Genomic DNA, 20,383 nt, shown 5'->3' with positions numbered 1-20,383 from the left:
TTTCTAAGATTGACTAATTTATACTGAATTTAATATGCAATTAACAATATTATATTAAATATTTAATCATGATTTTTTTGAACATAGTTTTCATTATATCGCTTTTTGTGCTAAATGTAATGACGTTTAAGTAATTTATTATTAATTAAGGTAGGTAGAATTTTATGAGATCACATATGGTTAATCGAATCATCAATCGATACTTACTGCACAATCGTTCAATAATGTTTGATAATGATTCAGATTTCGATAAGTTCATGGATAAAAGAAAAGATATTAATCAAGCGAAGCATAAGCAACCTTCAAGTTTAAATGTTAAATCTAATTTAGATAAGTTGTCACACGATGATATGCAAGTATTTAGATTTAATTTTCGTCATGAAACAAAAAAGAAAATTCTCTATATTCATGGTGGTTATAATACGTTGCAACCCTCACCATTTCATTGGAGGTTTATGGATAAACTTGCACTTAGTACGCTTTATGAAGTTGTGTTGCCAATTTATCCTAAAGCACCAGAACACCACTTTCAAGACACATTTAAAGCAATCGATGGGATATATCAATCTTTATTAGAAGAAGTGGATGTCAAGCATATCGTTATTATGGGGGATGGTACTGGGGGCGCATTAGCACTAAGTTACGTTCAACAACTTGTGGCTAATAATCAACCATTACCTAATAAAGTTTATCTACTTTCACCAATGTTGGATGCAACATTGACTAATCCTGAAATAACTAAGGATTTAAGCAATAAAGACCGTTTCGTCAATAGGGATGGTTTACAACGTATATTCAATGTATGGACGCAAGGAGAAGCACTAGCTAATCCATTAATATCACCAATTTATGGACAACTACCCGATTTACCACCTATCGTTTTATTCGGTGGTGGCAGAGAAATTTATCATCCAGATATGAAGCGTTTTGTATATAATTTGGAGGATAAGGGACAACCAGTTCAATTCTTTGAGTATCCGAAAATGTTCCACGATTTCCCTTTATTCCCTATACGTGAGTCACACAAAGTAATTAAACAAATTACTAAGACGATTGATGCTTAATTAACATCAAACAAAACATAGTTTGATATAAAAAAGTACTCTAATTCTACTTAGCAGATATGACGTAGGTAATTGAACTGAGAAGGGCATTTAATTGTTCCTTCTCAGTTCTTTTTGTTGAAGATGAGTTCTCGTCTTCTGTCACTTCAAATCATGAAATATGAATAACTTCATTGTTCAAAATTTAAATTAAATTTTGAACTTTAGTTATAACCGTTTGTTGACCTAAGTTATGATAATAATTGTCTATGCCTTGTGCCAAATCTATTTGAGATACATCTTGTTGATTTAACAAATTCACTAAATTCGATGATAAGTTCGCAAATTGACTTGCATAGTCATTTAATAAATGTTTCAAAATTTCCTCATTTTCCTCTGATGCAACGATATTTTGTAATGCTTCAATAGCTTGTTTCTGTCCTTGATAATAACTAATATTAAATGCTCTTTTAAGCAATTCCTGACTGGGACCATTCATAAATAATTGTTTAGTAATATTGAGTTCTATTAAGTTTACTTTAAGCTCATCATTTAAATCATATAATAATTCTAAAAGTTGATTGCGGAATTGTGATACCATTTTTAGTTCTCCTTTTTAGGTATTCCTATTTGATGACCTAATTGTTTAGGCCATTCAATAGTACCTTGTTGACTATAATAATTAGCAATGTTTTGATGATAATCACTTGGAAAAGGAGCAGACTTATGTTTGTTACTGTCAATTCCCATCATGATAACTTCGTTAGTTGCAGCTAGTTCATCTTCATCTGTATAAAGCATTAAAAAGAAATGCACACGTTTATAATCATAATCATAAATATAAACTTCGATTCGGTAAGCTGAATTGAGTGATAACTCTGCTAGGTACGTCGTATGTTCTTCTAAAGTGAACATTGTGTATTGAAGTACCTCACGTTCCTTTAAAGAAAGTCCGTGCGTGTAGTTAAATTCATTTACAGATTCACTAAACACTTTATTATATTCTGAGTCATGCATGTGGTTGTTATAATCAATTTGATTTGTTTCTACCACTTTATTAATAATTACAGGATTACTCATTACTAAAGACCTCGCTCATATATTGATAGTTCTATTTTACTAAATAAAAATAACACATACACATGATTTAATTCATGGTAGAATGAAAGACGTATGGTTATGTAGGAGGTAAACGTAACAATGACTATGACAATTCGATATCAAACTAAAAATCAATCGCTCACTCAAGTTGATAGTGTGAAGGAGATTCCTGAAACAGCAACAATTGTATGGTTTGATTTTGAAAATGCAACACAAGCAGAGAATGATTATTTAATAAGTCAATTTGAATTTAACTATTTAGAGTTAGAAGACGCCATTACAGGTGTGCCACGTGTAAAATATAAATCCTATGAATCATATCAATATTTAGTATTTCACAGTATGTACAAAGATGATTTTTCTCCAATTTCTTTAAATGTATTTTTAAATGAGAAAGTACTTGTTACATATCACCACAAACATTTTGAATCGTTAAATGAAGTGGCTAAAATGAATGCACAACATCATGATTCAGACTTGGATTGTGCAGATATAGTGATACATATTTTAGATATGATGGTTGATAAATATTTTGAATTCGTATATACAATTGAGGATAAAACATATAACTTTGAAGATGCACATGTAGATGATACTCAAAGTAAAAAAATAATGGATAATGTTTTTCAAATTAAATCTGATTTAATCAAAATTAAAAGGGTATTATTCCCTATGCAAGAATTAGTTAATACAATTAAAACTGAAGGTAATTTGATTGTAGATAGTAAGCATTCGATGTATATTCAACATATCGATGACCATCTTATAAAGCAAAATAATATCATAAGAACATCACAGGAGATGGCTAATGAAATAAGAGAGAACTTCGAATCTTATTCATCATTTCGAATGAATAGTATCATGCAAGTATTAACATTGGTTTCAGTCATTTTCTCACCTTTGACATTTATTGCAGGTGTCTATGGCATGAATTTCGAATATATGCCAGAACTTAAATGGCAATATAGCTATCCAATTTGTATGATCGTCATGTTAATTATAGCTATTGCATTGATTATCTTTTTCAAAAGAAAAAAATGGTTCTAATATATTATGAAACTTTATTAATTTAAGCAAAGGTAGGTACAAAGATGAGTGACTTTCAAAGAGAACAGAGGAAAAATGAACATGTTGAAATAGCAATGGCTCAAAGTGATGCACCTCAATCAGACTTTGATCGAGTGAGATTCGTGCATCATTCAATCCCTAGCATAAATGTAGATGAAGTAGACTTAACAAGTCAAATAACAGATTTTGATATGACATATCCTATTTATATCAATGCGATGACAGGCGGCAGTGAATGGACAAAACAAATTAATGAGAAACTTGCAGTTGTCGCTAGAGAAACTGGATTAGCAATGGCTGTAGGCTCTACACATGCCGCTTTGAGAAATCCTAAAATGGCGGAATCATTCAGTATTGCACGTCAAACCAATCCAGAAGGTATAATTTTTAGTAATGTTGGTGCCGATGTTCCTGTAGATAAAGCCGTAGAAGCGGTTAGTTTATTAGATGCACAGGCTTTACAAATTCATGTGAACGCACCACAAGAACTTGTGATGCCTGAAGGAAATCGTGAATTCTCGACTTGGTTAGATAATGTAGCAGCTATTGTTCAACGTGTTGATGTTCCAGTTATTATTAAAGAAGTTGGCTTCGGCATGAGCAAAGAACTATATAAAGATTTAATTGATGTTGGTGTTACATACGTTGATGTAAGTGGTAAAGGTGGAACAAACTTTGTCACAATTGAAAATGAGCGTCGTTCAAATAAAGATATGGACTATCTTGCAAATTGGGGACAGTCAACTGTAGAGTCATTGCTTGAAAGTTCAGCTTATCAAGATTCACTTAATGTCTTTGCTAGTGGTGGTGTACGTACACCTCTAGATGTTGTTAAGAGTCTAGCATTAGGGGCTAAAGCTGTAGGTATGTCTCGACCATTCTTAAATCAAGTTGAAAATGGGGGCATCACGACAACGATTGAGTATGTTGAGTCATTTATTGAACATACGAAATCAATTATGACAATGTTAAATGCAAGAGATATTAGTGAATTAAAACAAAGTAAGTTCGTTTTCGATCATAAGTTAATGTCATGGATTGAACAACGCGGTTTAGACATTCATAGAGGATAATATTGAATAGGTCATTCAACCATAATTCGCATTAATAAATTATACAAAGAAAGCAAGTTGAGAGTTTGGACTCCCAACTTGCTTTTTTATAATGCATAATATAAAACTTTAGTTTCCAAAAATATTAATAAAGCCCATAACGATAGGTACACCTGCTAAGTCAATTAAGAAAGCTCCAACTATAGGAACGACAAGATATGATTTTGGTGAACTACCATATTTTTTAGTAATTACATCTAAATTTGCCATCGCATTTGGTGTAGCCCTTAACCCATGACCTATAAACCCACCAGCCATAACAGCAGCATCATAGTCTTTACCAAGCACTCTAAATAGTATAAAGAATGCAAATAATGATATAAATAAGACTTGAACTAAAACGATAGCGATAAGAGGTAATGCAAGTGAATATACTTGAGTAAGTTGAATACTCATCAGTGCTAGTGATAAGAATAAGCCTAGAGCTACATCACCAATTTGATCAATCAGTTTTAAATCGATGAGTTGTATGTTCGCATATTCCGATACATTTCGAATTGCAACTGCTACAAACATTGAGCCTACATACATAGGTAAACTTTGACCAGTTAAATTAGAAAATTGATCACCTATCCATGTACCTAATGACATGCACAGTGCAATAATTGTTAATTGTAGAAAAAATACTTGTGTAGGTTGATATTTACGATGTAGCACTTCATTAGATTCTACTTTACTATAATCTTTAAACGAATCATCGCTGTTTTCAGGTTTTAGGTTATAGCGTTTAATGAGTGCCTTTACTAATGGTCCACCAATTAATCCACCAAATACTAAGCCTAAAGTTGCTGCTGCAAGTGCAGCAGTAATAGCTGAATCAATATTAAAACTTTCTTCAAGCGTTTTACCATAAGCCGCTGCATTCCCATGTCCACCTTCCATTGACATTGAACCAGCTGTTAAACCTAACAATGGTTTAATATGTAATACTTTAGCTAATGAGATACCAATGAAATTTTGACATATTGCCAGAAATGCACAGCATACAAAGTAAAGTATTAAAACTTTCCCACCAATTTTAAATAATTTAAAAGATGCACCTAATCCAATAGTAGTGAAGAATACCATCATGAAGAAATCTTGAATAAAGCTAGCATCTAATTTAATTTGAATAATATTTAAGGTATCTAAGACTGCAACTAGAATTGCAAATAGTAATCCTCCTATAACGGGAGGTGGTATACAAATTCTTTGTAAAAATGAAACGTGATTGACGATGAATTCACCTAGTAAAAATAAAAGACAGGCAAGACATAGTGTTGTGACCGCATCTATTTCCATTTATATAGCCCCCTTTATAAACGAGTTAAAAAATTTTAAATAGCACTTCTTGTAAGCGCTATAAATCCCCATATATAACATTATACATATAAAAATTATAGATTTCTAGGATAGGTATAATGGTTTTTATATAATACGAAATTTTAATAATTTTATAAAAAGATAAAAATCTAATTGGAATATTAATTTGTAATATCTATGAAAATAGATTTGTTGATATTAAACAATTTAGAAATAGTCATAAAGGCCCATTCTAAGGATTAAAATTTCTAGAATGTCTTTTTTCTTTATTTCCAAGTTTCATCTGGGTTTAGGCAGTCTGATTTACGTATATGTGAAACAAATGGATTACCTTTAACTGTGTATCGTAGCGGTTTATTAGTCCAGTCGCCTTTATTCGGTATTCCAATTCTAGCACTTTCAACAATATCCCTAGGGTATTTACGGTGTTTAGTATCAATGGATAAGCGACAATCATTTAATGTGGCACCATCAATTGCTCTAGGTATATTAAACGCTTTTGTCCATTTTCCGGGTCCATTTGTTAATTCATATCCTGACTTATTACGATTATGTTTCATCATTTCTATGCCATCTAAAGGTTCAATAGCTCGAATCAGTACTCCTTCAGGGACACCTTCGTTTTGAGTTACGAAATTCACTAATAGATGTGTGTGCATCACATGTCCGTAAATGGTGCCGCCTCTTTTATAAAGTGAAGTCACTTTAGGCGTTTGCTTACCTCCAAATCCATGAGCTGCTCGATCTGTAAAACCTAAATAAGCTTCTGTTTCAACAATATAGCCACTATACGTTTGAAATTCGTCTTCATACATGACTTTGACACCTAATAACGCTTTAGCGGTTTCAGTCGTTGGTCTTGATACAAAATCCACATGAACACCTTCTTCCTCTTGAAAATTTAATAACTGATAATTAAAGCTGAAGCTTAGACTGGTATAACACAATTAAAATATACTATGATTGCAATTATAATTGAAATTAACCAAGAATTTAAAGACTTAAATATAAGTGTCATATATATTTGACGATATTGGCATTATATCGTTATGATGAATAATATGGGATGTTGAAAGAAGTGTGGAGATATGAATAAAGTCAAAGTTTATCGTGGTGCAAAGAAGATTTCGCAATTAGAACTTGCACGATCAGTTGGAGTATCACGTCAAACCATTAACATGATAGAGAATGATAAGTATAATCCGTCATTAAAATTATGTATTAATATAGCTAAGACGCTAGGTGTTACTTTGAATGATTTATTCTGGGAGGTAGAGAATGACTAAAAATGATGAAGCTTTGCAAGTAGAAAAAATTACATTGCAAGCTAAACTTGGCATTTTAAGTTTAAATTTCTTATGTGCTATCATTGCTTTTGCAATGTTTAACGACTTGCAACGGCAATTTCTTTCACCATTTTTTATCGGTAGTTTATTACTTTTAATTGTTATTGTTTGTAAATTAACAATTCATTCAGAAACAGTTGATGATATTCATATTTATGTACATGACTTTAGCGATAAATCAAAACTAAATCGTCATTCTAAATTAAAAAGAATTGTTTATCTTATTCTGTGGATAGTTTATTTGGTTCTCATCGCTAACATAGTAACACCGAACATTAATCATACAAGTAACTATGAATGGGTGTTTGAACCGAGTTGGCTTATTTTAGGAGTAGGTGTAGTTGTTGCATTATGTATGTTTGATGATAAGCGAATTAAATATACAGAAATGGATACACCTACCATAGAGAATTGTGGTGCGTCACCTAAAGGTGTAATAAATTTAATCCCAAATTATAGATATGCAGATGAACAACAGAAATTAGTCATATTAAAAGTACATGCGACTAATTTTATTTGGATAACAATCGGATTAACTATTATGTGTATCATTGATATATTCATCGAATTAATCATGCAACAAATGCCATTGGTTGCTTTTATTACAACCATATTCATTGTCGTTGAATTATTGATTCTCAAACTTAAAAACAAACAAATTCGCAGCACACTTCATGAATAAAAGTGTTACGCAAACGCTGTCTATTAAAAATTTTAATAGATAGCGTTTTCATTTTTTAATTTATATAAAATCTATGGAATATTAATAAAAAAAGTGTAACAATATGTATGTGAAAAAGTCAGTGCTTAAAATTTAAATAGATAAAGGTATCATTGCATTGATACAATGAGGATAACTTTATTACAAGTTGGAGGTCATTTCAATGCTCTATTCAATCTTTATCTTTTTATTAGCAGGTCTCTGTGAAATTGGTGGTGGCTATCTAATTTGGTTGTGGTTAAGGGAAGGACAATCAAGTTGGTTGGGATTTATAGGTGGCGTTATATTAATGATGTATGGTGTCATTGCAACGTTCCAGTCGTTTCCAACTTTCGGTCGTGTTTATGCTGCTTATGGTGGCGTGTTTATTGTAATGAGTTTAATTTGGGCATATATTGTCGATAAACAAGCACCTGATAAGTACGATTTAATTGGAGCATGCATCTGTATTATTGGTGTATGCGTTATGATATTACCGAGCAGAACCTGATTAAGCGTGTTTAAGAGGGAGACGTAAGTAATGATAGTTGAAGTAGAAAAGCAAAGACATGGTATTGACTTAATTAAAATTGACAACGATGAAACCAATATTGTGTTCACAAATTTCGGTGCACGCATCGTATCATGGAAGTACCATGATAACAACGTTGTATTAGGAAATAGAGTTGAAGCGGATGAGTTTTATCCATCAAATCCGTATCATTTTGGTGCTACTATCGGTCGTTATGCTGGACGTATTGGAAATGCCAAATTTCATTTGAACGATGAGGAATATCAATTAGAAGCTAATAATAATGTACATCACCTTCATGGTGGTAGTAATGGTTTAGATAAAAGACTTTTTAATTACGACATTCAAGATAATATCACGAATATTAAGGTTACTTTTACAGTTCAACTAAAGTCAATGGAAGATGGGTATCCAGGGGATATGACTATTAAAGTGATACATACTTATGACGTCGAACACCGTTGGACAGTAGAATATGAAGCACAGACAAATCAAGATACATTATTTAATCCAACTAATCATGTTTATTTTAATTTGAATAGAGACAATAATGTTATATATAATCATAAAATTAAGAGTGAGCAATTAAATATGTATCCAATTGATCGAAACAACCTTATTGAGAATACTAATTCAATTGATTTGTTAGCTATCTTTAAAACAAATAGTATATCTTTTAGTGATATTTTTAATTCTGATAATGAACTACTTAAAGAGCAAATTGGTTCTAGAAATGGATTAGATCACCCTTTTGATGTTGGAAATCAACAATTCTTCATTGAAAATGATGAGTTTCAATTAGATGTTACATCATCTATGCCGAACGTTGTCATTTATACATTTAATGATACGAAAGATTGGGATAGTGATTTTAATATTTATAAAGCACACTCAGGTATATCTCTAGAAACACAATTTTTACCTAATGATATTAATTTGTATGGTAATAAAGCAAACTCTATTTTAAAACCTAACGAGCATTTTTATTCTAAAACAACTTATCATATATCAGAAAAATAAAATTAAAAAAGCATCAAAGCGGGTACATCGTCATTATGATTTACCCGCTTTATCCTATGCTAAATAGAATTTATTTCATTGCATTATCATATAACTTTTGTAATTTAGCTAAACGCATTTCAGATAAATATGGATTTTGTAGCGCATACTTCAGTCGAGATAAATTTTTACGATCATTATAGTAAATATCATTAAGCTCTTGTACAGAAAGTCGAGTTGCTTCATCTGCCAACTGAATTAATTCTAAATCATCATCTTGAGCTACATATCCTTCTTGTAACACTCGAAAATAGAAGCCTGTTTTTCCACTAGTAGACATTCTTTTAACTAAGTCTTTTATACCGTACTTTGTTTGAATTTTCCAACAAGGTTCTCTTATTTCAGATACCTCTAAAATTGCTTCACCTAAACGATATTGATTTCCAAAGAACACGTCTGATTCATCTAAATTTTCCAAAGTTAAATTTTCACCAAACATTGCGTAATCAGGAAGCGTATTTAAATCATTTCTATACATTTGATAATGAGATTTGCTAAAACAGCATACTGCTTTATGTGGACCACCATGGTCTTTATATGCCTGTTCATCTTCAACAAATCCAGTTCTTGATAACCACATTGTTTCAGAAATAGGAGATTTATTCAAAGCAGACAACATTTCTCTCTTTTGACCGTAATCTAATTGTTTAATTTGTCCTACTGAAATTGCACATACTGAAATCATATTTATGCCCCCTTAGTTAAGGTGTTAAGAAAAATTATATTATATTAATAATTAAAACATAAGACAAATGATAAAATAATTTCCAATATTGAACTAGGTATTTGTATGATCGTCATGTAAAATAATGAGTGAGTATATTTGAAAAGGGGTCACAGTTAAATGAAAGATTCTAAAGAACTTAAAATCATGACAGTAGATGATGCTGTAGCTCAAATTGAAGATGATATGGTGCTAGGAATTGGAACGGGTAGTACCATTGAATTGCTTATTCCAAAGCTCGCTGAAAGAATTCACAAAGAACAATTAAATATTACTGGCGTGTGTACTTCTAATAAAAGTGCATTTATTGCAAAAAAACTAGATATTAATGTTGTTGATATCAATGATGTTGGTCATGTTGATTTAGCAATTGATGGTGCTGATGAAGTGGATGCTAATCTCAATTTAATTAAAGGCGGTGGTGGAGCGCTATTTCGCGAAAAAGTAATAGATGAAATGGCTCATCGTTTTGTAGTTTTAGTAGATGAAAGCAAGCTCGTAAATTACTTAGGTGAAAGTTTCAAACTGCCAGTAGAGGTAGATAAGTTCAATTGGTTCCATATCGCTAAAAAAATTGAAGCTTATGATGATGTTATTACCGAACGTCGAATGAGTGATGATGTTCCATTTATAACGGATAATGGCAATTACATTTTAGATTGTCAGTTAAATAAACAGATTGACCCATATCAATTTCATGAGTATTTAATTCATCTAACAGGTGTCATAGAAACTGGATATTTTTTAAATATAACTGATCAAGTTATAGTAGGTACACAAAATGGCGTTAAATTCATAAAAAAATCTAACTTAAATAAATAAAAATAAGCCAGAAAATGAACTTAGAAAAATTCATTTTCTGGCTATTTGTATGTGCACTTAGCCTTCAAAAGAAGGCGTAATATAAGCTTTACTTCTCAGTTTTATGACTAGATGTATCACTCATTTGATCTATTTCATCCTTAGCATCATCAACTACAGATGAACGTCTATCTTCTTTATAAGATGTGTTGTCTTTAAGTTTTTCATTTGAAGAATCAGTTTGATTCTCAGACTGTGATTTATGTTCAACATGATCTTCATTAAGTTGACTCTCAGTGAAGCTGTCTTTTTTATCGTTAAGTTCATGATCTTCAGACTTTGTTTTATTTGAAGTAGATGTATCGTCATCATTCATATGGTCTAAATAATTATTAGGTTCAACATCATCAAGTGAACGATTAGTTGTTTTATAAACAATAAATCTAATAATTAAACTTAAAATGATAAAGACAATGCCCACTAACGTCGTACTTAATGCGATAACTTTCATTGAGAATAGGTCGCCAGTTTCTTCACTAAATAAAAATACTTGTGCAAATGACATTGTTGCATGGAATACGAGAGCGATATATATCGTACGTCCTTTAGTTGCACGTATGAGTTCACCAATAATAATTGAGAACATGAAAGTATAAAGGAAATGGTATCCCGCATATTCCATTCCATATGTCGTATTAGCAGCCCATATAGAATAAATTAAACCGACAATGATTGAAGCGAAAAATGTATTAACTTTATTTTCTACAATATTTTGTAAATAAGAACGGAATCCAAACTCCGCAAAAAATGCCATTAAAATATGACCAATAATAATTGTAGGAACTGATACAGATAAATCAGTTGCTTGTAATAAAATAAAACTATCGGCAAATGTGTTAAAACTAAACATGCCAATCATGAAAATAACTAGCGGTAAAATCAATGCTAGTAATATACGTTCAATGACTCTAATATCAACTGAAAATTTTAATCCAGCTAATTGAGTACGTTTATCTTTAAATGCAATAATACAAACAATTGCTGCGATAAACGGTGCAAGATCAGTAATATCAAATACAAAACGTTTAATACCTACTGATGCTTGAAAATCTCGTAGGATTAATGATAGCGCCATCGTGACAACGAAGAATACGAAGATAGTTAACGCCCATTGAAATCCTGATATACGATTCGTCTTCATTTATGTAACCTCCATTAGGGTAACCGTAAAAACTTTTTCTTTAATATTATACATATTACAAGGCCATAAATAAATTGTCCATTTTAAATATCATTAAAATGTAATAGTCTTGAATTATTTTTATATGATTGAAAACAATTTTTAATGTCTTAAATTAATTTGAAAAGGGTAATCATAAATATAAACAAATGGTAATGATAAATCTCGTTATGATGTAAGATAATGCTATAGAGTAAATAAATAGGGGGCAATATAATGTATACACAGGGTAATCCAAAACTATGGACTGGTCGTTTGGATAGTGAAACAGATCCTAAACAGTTTAGACATTTTCAAACAGTAAAGTTCGCTAATTTGGAAAATATGGAAAACGTAAGTGATAAGACAGGTGTTGGTCTCTTAGGATATGCCGTTGATAAAGGTGTTGAAAATAATAAAGGTAGAATCGGATCAAGAAAGGGACCAGATATCATAAAACATGAATTCGCGAAACTTCCAGATTTAAGTGAGTGCGAAATGTTGATTGATTACGGTAATGTTGAACATACAAGTAATCATCTTAGAGAAACGCAACAAGAGATGGCACAATTGTCTGCTAAAGTTATTAAGCAACATAAACAGGCTTTTTTAATTGGAGGTGGTCATGATATTGCATATGCACAATATTTGGCTACTAGAGAAGTCTATTCAGATGCTTCAATTGGAATTATCAATATTGATGCTCATTTTGACACACGTCCTGATGAGCCACCTACATCCGGCACTATGTTCCGAGAAATTTTAGATAATGATGAAAATGTCGATTATCTAGTTTTAGGCTTGGCTCAAGGTGGTAATACACGTGCGTTATATGATTATGCAAAAGATAATAATATTATTTATGTGTATGCGGACGAACTTTTACATCAAGTGTCACCGACCATTAAAGATAAAATAGAAAGATTTATTCATGACCATGATACGATTATGTTTACCATATGTATGGATGTTATTGATAGTGCGTTTGCGCCTGGTGTAAGTTCACCTAGTGTATTAGGATTATATCCTCATTCCGTATTTGAAATAAGTAAGCGTGTAATATTAAGCGATAAGGTATCATCAATTAGTATTGCAGAAACTAACCCAGACTATGATGTTGATAATCGTACGTCAAAGTTAGCGGCGAATTTAATTCACCATTTCCTAGTTTAAAAAGTAGAATTAAATTGTCGTATATGACTCTGAAATTAGAAGATAACGATAACCTTTAAAATTAAATTCAAACATGAATGAGTAGAACGTTGAATTCGCGTTGAATTCTGTTCTACTTTTTTAATTACTTTTAATTGATAGAAAAGTTTGACAATTATGTTACGATATAAATAATTAGGGAGGTAATGGATGGTGATGAAGCGGTTAAGTTATAAGCAGCAATGGCTTGGAGATATTTCGCAAAATATAATGGCAGGTATCTTAATGGGTTTAGCACTACTCCCTGTAGCTATAGCCTTCTCGTTTATTGTTCATATCAGTACTACGATAGGGTTAATGAGTTGTGGATTAATGATGTTATTCATTAGCTTTCTTGGAGAACGAATAAGTATGGTGTCTGGACCAAGTAGTGGTATTTCGATAGTAGGTGCGTAGGTGCACCACTAGTAGAACAATACAATATTCATTACTTAATTATGGCCACGTTTATAATGGGCATCATTCTAATTATTTTTGACATGTGTCACATAGATAAGATCCTTAATCATATTCCAGATACTGTTGTTATTGGATTTATGAATGTATTGGGCATTCTATTACTTACAACGCAAATAAAATATATTTTTGGTATAACTACTGCGACTTATTTATCTTCAACATTTATTCGATTTATGCCAGCTCCGCTTATAGCTATAAGCGTCGTGACTTTAGCAAGTTATTTTCTTAAACCGAATGTTCAATTAGTCCACGATTTAGCAGAAATTCGACTTACCTTTCCTAAAATTTCTGTTTATACAGAACTTTTAAACATACATGCATTAAGTATTATTACTTTATATGCATTAACCATGTCTATTATTTGCGTAGTACAAACAAATCTTACAAATGAAATGATGGATGTAATTACACAAAGTCACTCCAATAAAGACCGAGAAGTTATTGGTCAAGGGTTAGCTAATTTGTTTGTCGGGTTATTAGGTGGATATGGTTTAAGCGCCTTAGTAGGTCAATCAAAATTTAATTTTAAAATGGGTGCTACTACGCGATTAGCCACATTCGTTACAGGATTATTTCTTCTCTCATGCGTCGTTATTTTAGGTACGATTGTAGGTTTTATTCCTATGGCAGTATTGGCTTCGGTATTAATTACAATATCAATGAATACATTTGATAGACGTATGTTTAAACATTTAAAAGAAGCACCTATAAAGCATAGTATCGTAATGTTCATAACGATTATTTTAATATTAATGTCACACAATTTAGTTATAGGTGTCGTTATAGGCACACTTATTTATTATGTCGTTCACTTTATTTTTACAAAGAAAGGAAGACCATCGCTATGACAACTTACAATGATTTTGTTAAATGGAGACGAACATTTCACAAATTTCCTGAAGTATCTCAGAAAGAATATGAAACAACTAAGCGATTAAAACGTATATTACAAACTTATGATATAAAAATAATAGATTATCCTTTAGAAACAGGGCTTATAGCTGAAATAGGACATGGTGAACCTTGTATTGCTGTTCGTACAGACATAGATGCTTTACCAATTACAGAGCAAGTTGAACATGAATTCACCTCAACAAATGAAGGTGTGATGCATGCGTGTGGTCATGATATTCATATGGCAAGTATTCTAGCTATTGCTACAAATTTAAAAGAACAAGAAGATAAACTTAAAGGTCGCGTGAAATTTATATTTCAACCTGCAGAAGAAACGGGATATGGTGCCAAAGCGATTGCAGAGACAGATGTATTAGACGATGTTAAAGCGATATTAGGTTTCCATAATTATCCAACTTTAAATATTGGAGAATTTGCAATTAAATCTGGACCAATTACTTCGGCAGTAGACCGTTTTGAATTTAAAATTCACGGTAAAGGTGCACATGCTGCTAAGCCAGAACAAGGTAATGATCCAGTCATGGTACTTGGTCAATTAATAACAAGTTTACAAACGATTGTAAGTCGAAATATATCAGCTTTTGATAGTGCTGTAGTAACTATTGGAGAAGTATCGTCTGGGAATACATGGAATGTGATTGCTGACCAAGCATATGTCCAAGGTACAGTGCGATCATTTAAGCCAGAGGTTCAAAATTATATAGAACAACGATTTAAAGAAATTGCTAAAGGATTAGAGACATTGTTCAATGTCGATATAGAAGTTATATATACTAAGCTGCCAGGAACAGTTTTTAATGATGAATACTTAACTGACCAAGCTAAGAAAGCTGCTCAAAAAGTAGGTTATCAAATCATAGAATTAGAGACACCCTATACTATTGGCGAAGATTTTTCTGGTTTACTAGCTAACCATCCAGGGGTATTTGCGTTTATTGGTTCTAATAGTAAATACGATTTACATCATCCAAAGTTTGATCCAGATGAGCGTATACTTGAGAAAGTTCCTGAGTACTTTATAACGTTGATTTATCAATTGCTTGACGACACAGCATTTAATGAATAATCAATGTTTCATTTAAGAGTTTGATTTGTGTAGCTATATTACAATTTTTGAAATGTGATTTAAAAAGCATGATGAACGGGTAAACAGACACTAAACATGTTTTAGGAGATGAGTAAATAATGGGTGCACAAGATCCAAGAACAAAATTTAAAACATCTGATTATGAAAAACAAGAACAAGAACTACCTGGACTTCAATCTGAACTAACACCACAACCTGACTGTGGTGAAACATCGTATGAAGGTCATAACCGATTGTTAGATTATAAAATGCTTGTAACAGGGGGAGACTCAGCAATAGGACGTGCAGCAGCGATTGCATATGCCAAAGAAGGGGCAGACGTTGCAATTAACTATCTTCCAAGTGAAGAACAAGATGCTCAAGAAGTTAAAGCTGTCATTGAAAAAGCAGGACGTAAAGCTATATTAATACCTGGAGATATTCGTGATGAACAATTTAACTATGATTTAGTTGAACAAGCGTATAAAGAATTAGGTGGTTTAGACAATGTGACATTAGTAGCAGGCTATCAACAGTATCACGATAAATTAGAAGAGTTCGATACACAATCTTTTAAAGAAACGTTTGAAACAAACGTATATCCAGTATTCTGGACAGTTCAAAAAGCATTGGATTATTTACAACCTGGTGCGTCAATCACTACAACATCATCCGTTCAAGGTTATAATCCAAATCCATTGATTCATGATTATGCAGCATCAAAAGCAGCGATTATTTCATTAACAAAAAGTTTCTCTGAGCAATTAGGGGAGCAGGGTATTCGCGTTAATTGTGTAGCACCTGGTCCATTTTGGTCTCCACTTCAAATAACAGGTGGTCAACCACAATCAGCGATTCCTCAATTTGGTCAAGATACGCCATTAGGTAGAGCCGGTCAACCTGTAGAGCTTTCAGGCACATATGTATTACTTGCTTCAGAGGATTCAAGTTATACGACTGGTCAAGTTTTTGGCTCACAGGTGGCATCCAAATCAATTAAATATCTCAAAGTATAAATCCAACGCAAGGGTTTCAATAAAGACTCTTGCGTTTTTGTATTGAAAGGAGTGGATTACAGTGAAACACATTGATCCTAATCAACTATCAGATATCCAAAATTATAAACTATTAAATGGTTCAATCATACCAAGGCCAATAACATTTGTTACATCTTCTGATATCGAAGGACATGTAAATGCTGCGCCATTTAGTTTTTTTAATATAGTTAATAATGCGCCACCTATGATTGCTATTTCGGCACAGAGAGCAGGAGGAAAGCGTAAAGATACGGCAATTAATATAGAAAACGTCCAATCATTTGTTGTGCATGTTACAGATGAAGATAATGTTGAGGAAATTAATAAGACCGCTGCATCTATCAATCCTAAAGATAATGAACTTGATTTAACAGAACTCAATACCATCTCATCTGATGTGATTGATATTCCAGCTATAAAAGAAGCTAAAATTAGATTTGAATGTCAACTTGAACAAATGATTTTATTAGGCTCTGAAGATGATGGTGCTGATTTAATTATTGGAAAAATTGTTAAGTACCACATACAAGATGATGTGTATTTTGGTGATAGTAAAATTGATGCGAAACAATTAAAACCAGTAGCCCGTTTAGCAGGTAATGATTACGCTAAATTAGGTGAGCAATTTACAATTGAGCGTCCAACTAATTGATGATTAAGACATTATCTATAGCTTTAATATGTAATTTTCATAAAACTTTATTGACGTTATGACAGTAATCTTGTAACTTTAATAATAAAATTATTTTTAAAAAGGAAAGTAGGTTTAGTATGGAGGAACAAAGAAAGGGCAATGCATGGGCGTTACTTCCATTAGTATTATTTATTGCATTGTTTTTAGGTGTAGGTACCATTACAGGTGATTTCACTAATATGCCTTTAAATGTAGCTATCATGATTACTGTTATTGTTGCTTTAATAATGAATAGGAAAGAAACATTTGCTAACAAAGTTGAAGTGTTTACAAAAGGAGCAGGTCATTCCAATATCATTTTAATGGTATTTATATTTATATTGGCTGGTGCTTTCTCAACTACCACTGAAAAAATGGGTGGTGTTGAATCAACAGTAAATTTAGGTTTATCATTGATACCTCAAAATTTAATCATCGTTGGATTATTTGTAATTTGTATGTTTGTGTCAATTTCAATGGGTACCTCTGTAGGTACAGTTGCTGCATTAGCACCTGTTGGATTTGGATTTGCACAGGCAACTGATATTCCAGCAGCGTTAGCAATGGGTACTGTTGTAGGTGGTGCTATGTTTGGCGATAATTTATCGATGATTTCAGATACTACCATAGCTGCTGTTCGAACTCAAAAAACAAGAATGAAAGATAAATTTAAAGTGAATTTTTGGATTGTACTACCTGGAGCAATATTAACAATTATTGTCTTATTCTTCCTTACTAACGGTATCTCAATAGATCACTCTAAAAGCTATGACTATAATTTAATTAAGGTAATCCCTTATGTACTAGTATTAGTATTAGCACTCGTAGGGGTAAATGTAATCATTGTGTTAATCGGTGGTACGTTATTATCTGGTACTATTGGCTTATTTGATGGTTCTTTTGGTTGGAAAGGATTACTAAATGCAGTATCACAGGGTATTATAGGTATGGAAGATATTGCAATCATAGCAGTGTTAATTGGTGGTTTAGTTGGAATTATTCAGCATAATGGTGGAATTGAATGGTTATTAAATTTTGTTCGTTCTAAAGTTACAACTAAACGTGGTGCTGAATTTGGTATTGCTGGTTTAGTGAGCGCAGCTGACATTGCAACAGCTAATAATACAATTTCAATTATTATGTCAGGTCCATTAGCAAAAAATATTGCAGATGAATATGGTGTTGATCCACGTAAATCTGCAAGTTTATTAGATATATTTGCAGGGTGCTTTCAAGGCTTTTTACCTTATAGCCCACAAGTGATAGCTGCAGCTGGCGTTGCAAGTATATCACCATTTAGTGTAATGCCTTACTGCATTTATTCATTTTTATTAGGGATATGCGGTATTATAGCTATTATATTAAGATACCCTCGTGTTAAAGCTAAATCTTAAAGTAAAGACAAATAACAATAATAGACTTATAATTAGCATGTTTAATAAGAAAAATTAAAATAATAAAACATTTTAATAGTTCAAAGTTTGGAACTGTATTGAAATGCGTTAAAATAGATATAAGAGTGAAAGTAGGTGAAACAAGTGGCAAAGTATAATGTTGAGAATGAACATGTTGAAATTCATATCGAACGTTTATTAAAATACTCACCAGAATTAGTATATCAAGCTTGGACGGATGCTGACTTATTAAAACAGTGGTTTATGACATCTCAACGTACGAATAAGTCAATTGATGTAGATATGACTGAAGGTGGCTCATATCGCATAGTTGATTCACGTAATGGACGACAAAATATTATTCAAGGTACGTATCAAGAACTCGTTGACAATGAGTATATAAAAATGACAATTGGTATGCCTGAATTAAGTAATCAAGAGGATGTCATTGAAGTTGAATTTGAAGAGCGTGAAAACGGTGGCACACAAATGTTTTTCTTTTATCAGTCATTAGTTGAACGTGAACGACGCTTAACAACATTAGAATATAAACAAAAGAAAAAGGAATATCACGATTCTACTGTTCACGGTTTAGAATTGATGTTTGATAAAATGCATCAAATACTTGAACAATATGTAGAAGACAATAATCTATTAAAATAAAAACTTAGGACTTTGCGTGAATTCACGTAGCAGTCTAAACTGAGAAAATTTGATATCAATATTACCAAATATCTAGTCATTCTTACTAGGGTGGATACCCCAACAAGGACAGTTTACAAAGACAATCTCCTTGTTGGGGTTTTGATGTGTTAATAATTAATCAGTACCGCTATTTAGTTGTGATAAAGATTAACTGAGTTCACCTTTCTCTTTACGTTCATTATATTTTCTGATTAATGTTTCAAAGAAGATATGATAACTAATAAAACTTGAATAGTCTGTATCATCGTATAAATAGAAAGTATTACTTGATACATAAACATTATAGCTCGCTTTTTGGGCTAATGAATTATCTTTCATTGTTGTAACTGAAATAAAATATTTTTGGCGTAATTGAAGTAGATTTGTAACGTCTGTGAGTTGGTGACTCTCACCAGATAGAGAAATAATAAAGAATAAATCTTCATCAATAGAACGATTCAGTACCATTTTCAACTCATGAACGTCATGTAACACGATAATATTTTTATGCATCGTTAATAATATTCGCTGAGCTTCGTCCGCAACATTTTTCTGTGCACGACCAGTACCATATAAGTAGACGGTAGACGCCTGGTTAAGTTTATCGGTAATCAAATTATAATCAATACGAGCTAAATAGCTAAATGTTGTCTCTATTTCTTGTTTAAAAGCATCCATTGAATCTTTAGGTAGTTGACTTAAATGTTCACTTTCAAATTTTAAATAGGATTTAAAGTCACTATAACCATCAAATCCTAACTTTCGTGTAAATCTATGAATGGTAGCGTTAGATGCATGAGTGTATTGTGAAAGTTCGTGTATCTTCAAAGTTTTACATTGATTTACGTGCGTGTTTACAAAGTGTGCAATTTGTAGGTCATTATCATTTAACTTGTCAAAATTGGCATTTACTTTTTCATCTAGTAGCACAAAGAC

22 protein-coding genes and 1 pseudogene are annotated in these 20,383 nt (G+C 32.0%); 16 read left to right on the top strand and 7 right to left on the bottom strand.

The features are described 5' to 3' along the window. Positions 1-164: 164 nt before the first annotated feature. Positions 165-1,064, top strand: a complete 900-nt coding sequence (locus tag HMPREF3134_RS09630) for an alpha/beta hydrolase fold domain-containing protein (RefSeq protein ID WP_070442502.1) — start codon at positions 165-167, stop codon at positions 1,062-1,064. Between the two features lie 184 nt (positions 1,065-1,248). On the opposite strand, the gene HMPREF3134_RS09625 is transcribed toward HMPREF3134_RS09630, so the two are convergent. Beyond that, positions 1,249-1,644 carry a hypothetical protein gene (locus tag HMPREF3134_RS09625; RefSeq protein WP_070442499.1) on the bottom strand — a complete coding sequence of 132 codons (396 nt, stop codon included), beginning with the start codon at positions 1,642-1,644 and terminating at the stop codon, positions 1,249-1,251. 2 nt (positions 1,645-1,646) lie between these two features. Beyond that, the gene (locus tag HMPREF3134_RS09620; protein ID WP_070442495.1) at positions 1,647-2,123 is read right to left on the bottom strand and encodes a thioesterase family protein; all 477 of its coding nucleotides are present in this window, start codon (positions 2,121-2,123) and stop codon (positions 1,647-1,649) included. Between the two features lie 120 nt (positions 2,124-2,243). Here HMPREF3134_RS09620 and corA point away from each other — a divergent pair, with 120 nt between their 5' ends. Together corA and fni are read left to right on the top strand one after the other, a co-directional pair. Further along, positions 2,244-3,191 carry a magnesium/cobalt transporter CorA gene (gene corA / locus HMPREF3134_RS09615; RefSeq protein WP_070442493.1) on the top strand — a complete coding sequence of 316 codons (948 nt, stop codon included), beginning with the start codon at positions 2,244-2,246 and terminating at the stop codon, positions 3,189-3,191. Positions 3,192-3,235: 44 nt separating this feature from the next. Beyond that, entirely contained in the window at positions 3,236-4,285 is a 1,050-nt protein-coding gene (gene fni / locus HMPREF3134_RS09610) for a type 2 isopentenyl-diphosphate Delta-isomerase (protein ID WP_037549931.1), read from the top strand. Between the two features lie 108 nt (positions 4,286-4,393). Here fni and gltS read toward each other — a convergent pair whose 3' ends face one another. Together gltS and HMPREF3134_RS09600 are read right to left on the bottom strand one after the other, a co-directional pair. After that, positions 4,394-5,605 (bottom strand): sodium/glutamate symporter, encoded by a 1,212-nt coding sequence (gltS, locus tag HMPREF3134_RS09605; protein WP_070442490.1) that lies wholly within the window; start codon positions 5,603-5,605, stop codon positions 4,394-4,396. A 287-nt stretch (positions 5,606-5,892) separates the two neighbouring features. Further along, positions 5,893-6,501, bottom strand: a complete 609-nt coding sequence (locus HMPREF3134_RS09600) for a DNA-3-methyladenine glycosylase (protein WP_053021407.1) — start codon at positions 6,499-6,501, stop codon at positions 5,893-5,895. Positions 6,502-6,714: 213 nt separating this feature from the next. Here HMPREF3134_RS09600 and HMPREF3134_RS09595 point away from each other — a divergent pair, with 213 nt between their 5' ends. The 4 genes from HMPREF3134_RS09595 to HMPREF3134_RS09580 all read left to right on the top strand — a co-directional run bounded on the left by HMPREF3134_RS09595 (position 6,715) and on the right by HMPREF3134_RS09580 (position 9,224). After that, positions 6,715-6,912, top strand: coding sequence for a helix-turn-helix transcriptional regulator (locus HMPREF3134_RS09595; RefSeq protein ID WP_037535858.1), 198 nt, complete (start codon positions 6,715-6,717; stop codon positions 6,910-6,912). Beyond that, positions 6,905-7,654: a hypothetical protein gene (locus HMPREF3134_RS09590; protein WP_053021406.1), complete on the top strand. Its 750-nt coding sequence runs from the start codon at positions 6,905-6,907 to the stop codon at positions 7,652-7,654. The genes HMPREF3134_RS09595 and HMPREF3134_RS09590 overlap by 8 nt, the downstream gene beginning before the upstream one ends. A gap of 202 nt (positions 7,655-7,856) precedes the next feature. After that, complete coding sequence (locus tag HMPREF3134_RS09585; protein ID WP_011275042.1) at positions 7,857-8,183, top strand: YnfA family protein; 327 nt, start codon at positions 7,857-7,859, stop codon at positions 8,181-8,183. Positions 8,184-8,213: 30 nt separating this feature from the next. Further along, positions 8,214-9,224, top strand: coding sequence for an aldose epimerase family protein (locus HMPREF3134_RS09580; RefSeq protein WP_070442487.1), 1,011 nt, complete (start codon positions 8,214-8,216; stop codon positions 9,222-9,224). A 70-nt stretch (positions 9,225-9,294) separates the two neighbouring features. On the opposite strand, the gene HMPREF3134_RS09575 is transcribed toward HMPREF3134_RS09580, so the two are convergent. Next, positions 9,295-9,948, bottom strand: coding sequence for an MOSC domain-containing protein (locus HMPREF3134_RS09575; protein ID WP_053021404.1), 654 nt, complete (start codon positions 9,946-9,948; stop codon positions 9,295-9,297). Between the two features lie 159 nt (positions 9,949-10,107). Here HMPREF3134_RS09575 and HMPREF3134_RS09570 point away from each other — a divergent pair, with 159 nt between their 5' ends. Further along, positions 10,108-10,809, top strand: coding sequence for a ribose 5-phosphate isomerase A (locus HMPREF3134_RS09570; protein WP_053021403.1), 702 nt, complete (start codon positions 10,108-10,110; stop codon positions 10,807-10,809). Between the two features lie 88 nt (positions 10,810-10,897). On the opposite strand, the gene HMPREF3134_RS09565 is transcribed toward HMPREF3134_RS09570, so the two are convergent. Then, the gene (locus tag HMPREF3134_RS09565) at positions 10,898-11,989 is read right to left on the bottom strand and encodes a peptidoglycan release complex CPBP-like subunit SdpC (protein WP_070442484.1); all 1,092 of its coding nucleotides are present in this window, start codon (positions 11,987-11,989) and stop codon (positions 10,898-10,900) included. Positions 11,990-12,244: 255 nt separating this feature from the next. On the opposite strand from HMPREF3134_RS09565, the gene hutG reads away from it, so the two are divergent. The 8 genes and pseudogenes from hutG (at position 12,245) to HMPREF3134_RS09530 (ending at position 19,426) form a co-directional block, all read left to right on the top strand. Continuing rightward, positions 12,245-13,180, top strand: coding sequence for a formimidoylglutamase (gene hutG / locus HMPREF3134_RS09560; protein ID WP_037535874.1), 936 nt, complete (start codon positions 12,245-12,247; stop codon positions 13,178-13,180). 189 nt (positions 13,181-13,369) lie between these two features. Next, positions 13,370-13,615, top strand: a complete 246-nt coding sequence (locus HMPREF3134_RS12685; protein WP_306341814.1) for a SulP family inorganic anion transporter — start codon at positions 13,370-13,372, stop codon at positions 13,613-13,615. A gap of 41 nt (positions 13,616-13,656) precedes the next feature. Further along, positions 13,657-14,526 (top strand): SulP family inorganic anion transporter, encoded by an 870-nt coding sequence (locus tag HMPREF3134_RS09555; RefSeq protein WP_306341815.1) that lies wholly within the window; start codon positions 13,657-13,659, stop codon positions 14,524-14,526. Beyond that, positions 14,523-15,659 (top strand): amidohydrolase, encoded by a 1,137-nt coding sequence (locus HMPREF3134_RS09550; RefSeq protein ID WP_053025224.1) that lies wholly within the window; start codon positions 14,523-14,525, stop codon positions 15,657-15,659. The genes HMPREF3134_RS09555 and HMPREF3134_RS09550 overlap by 4 nt, the downstream gene beginning before the upstream one ends. A 119-nt stretch (positions 15,660-15,778) precedes the next feature. Beyond that, a pseudogene (locus HMPREF3134_RS09545) lies at positions 15,779-16,659 on the top strand (SDR family oxidoreductase). A gap of 77 nt (positions 16,660-16,736) precedes the next feature. After that, positions 16,737-17,348, top strand: coding sequence for a flavin reductase family protein (locus tag HMPREF3134_RS09540; RefSeq protein WP_070442481.1), 612 nt, complete (start codon positions 16,737-16,739; stop codon positions 17,346-17,348). Between the two features lie 119 nt (positions 17,349-17,467). After that, complete coding sequence (locus tag HMPREF3134_RS09535; protein ID WP_053021397.1) at positions 17,468-18,763, top strand: Na+/H+ antiporter NhaC family protein; 1,296 nt, start codon at positions 17,468-17,470, stop codon at positions 18,761-18,763. Between the two features lie 144 nt (positions 18,764-18,907). Then, on the top strand, positions 18,908-19,426 hold the full coding sequence (locus HMPREF3134_RS09530; RefSeq protein WP_053021518.1) for an SRPBCC family protein: 519 nt from the start codon (positions 18,908-18,910) through the stop codon (positions 19,424-19,426). Between the two features lie 189 nt (positions 19,427-19,615). Here the strand turns inward: HMPREF3134_RS09530 and HMPREF3134_RS09525 are convergent, their stop codons facing one another. Further along, complete coding sequence (locus HMPREF3134_RS09525; protein ID WP_070442478.1) at positions 19,616-20,377, bottom strand: MurR/RpiR family transcriptional regulator; 762 nt, start codon at positions 20,375-20,377, stop codon at positions 19,616-19,618. Positions 20,378-20,383 lie beyond the last annotated feature (6 nt).

The sequence above is a fragment of the Staphylococcus sp. HMSC14D10 genome, assembly GCF_001808125.1.
Taxonomy (GTDB): domain Bacteria; phylum Bacillota; class Bacilli; order Staphylococcales; family Staphylococcaceae; genus Staphylococcus; species Staphylococcus haemolyticus.
The sequence above is the reverse complement of the archived record's forward strand: the minus strand, read 5'-3'. Positions and strand labels throughout refer to the sequence as shown.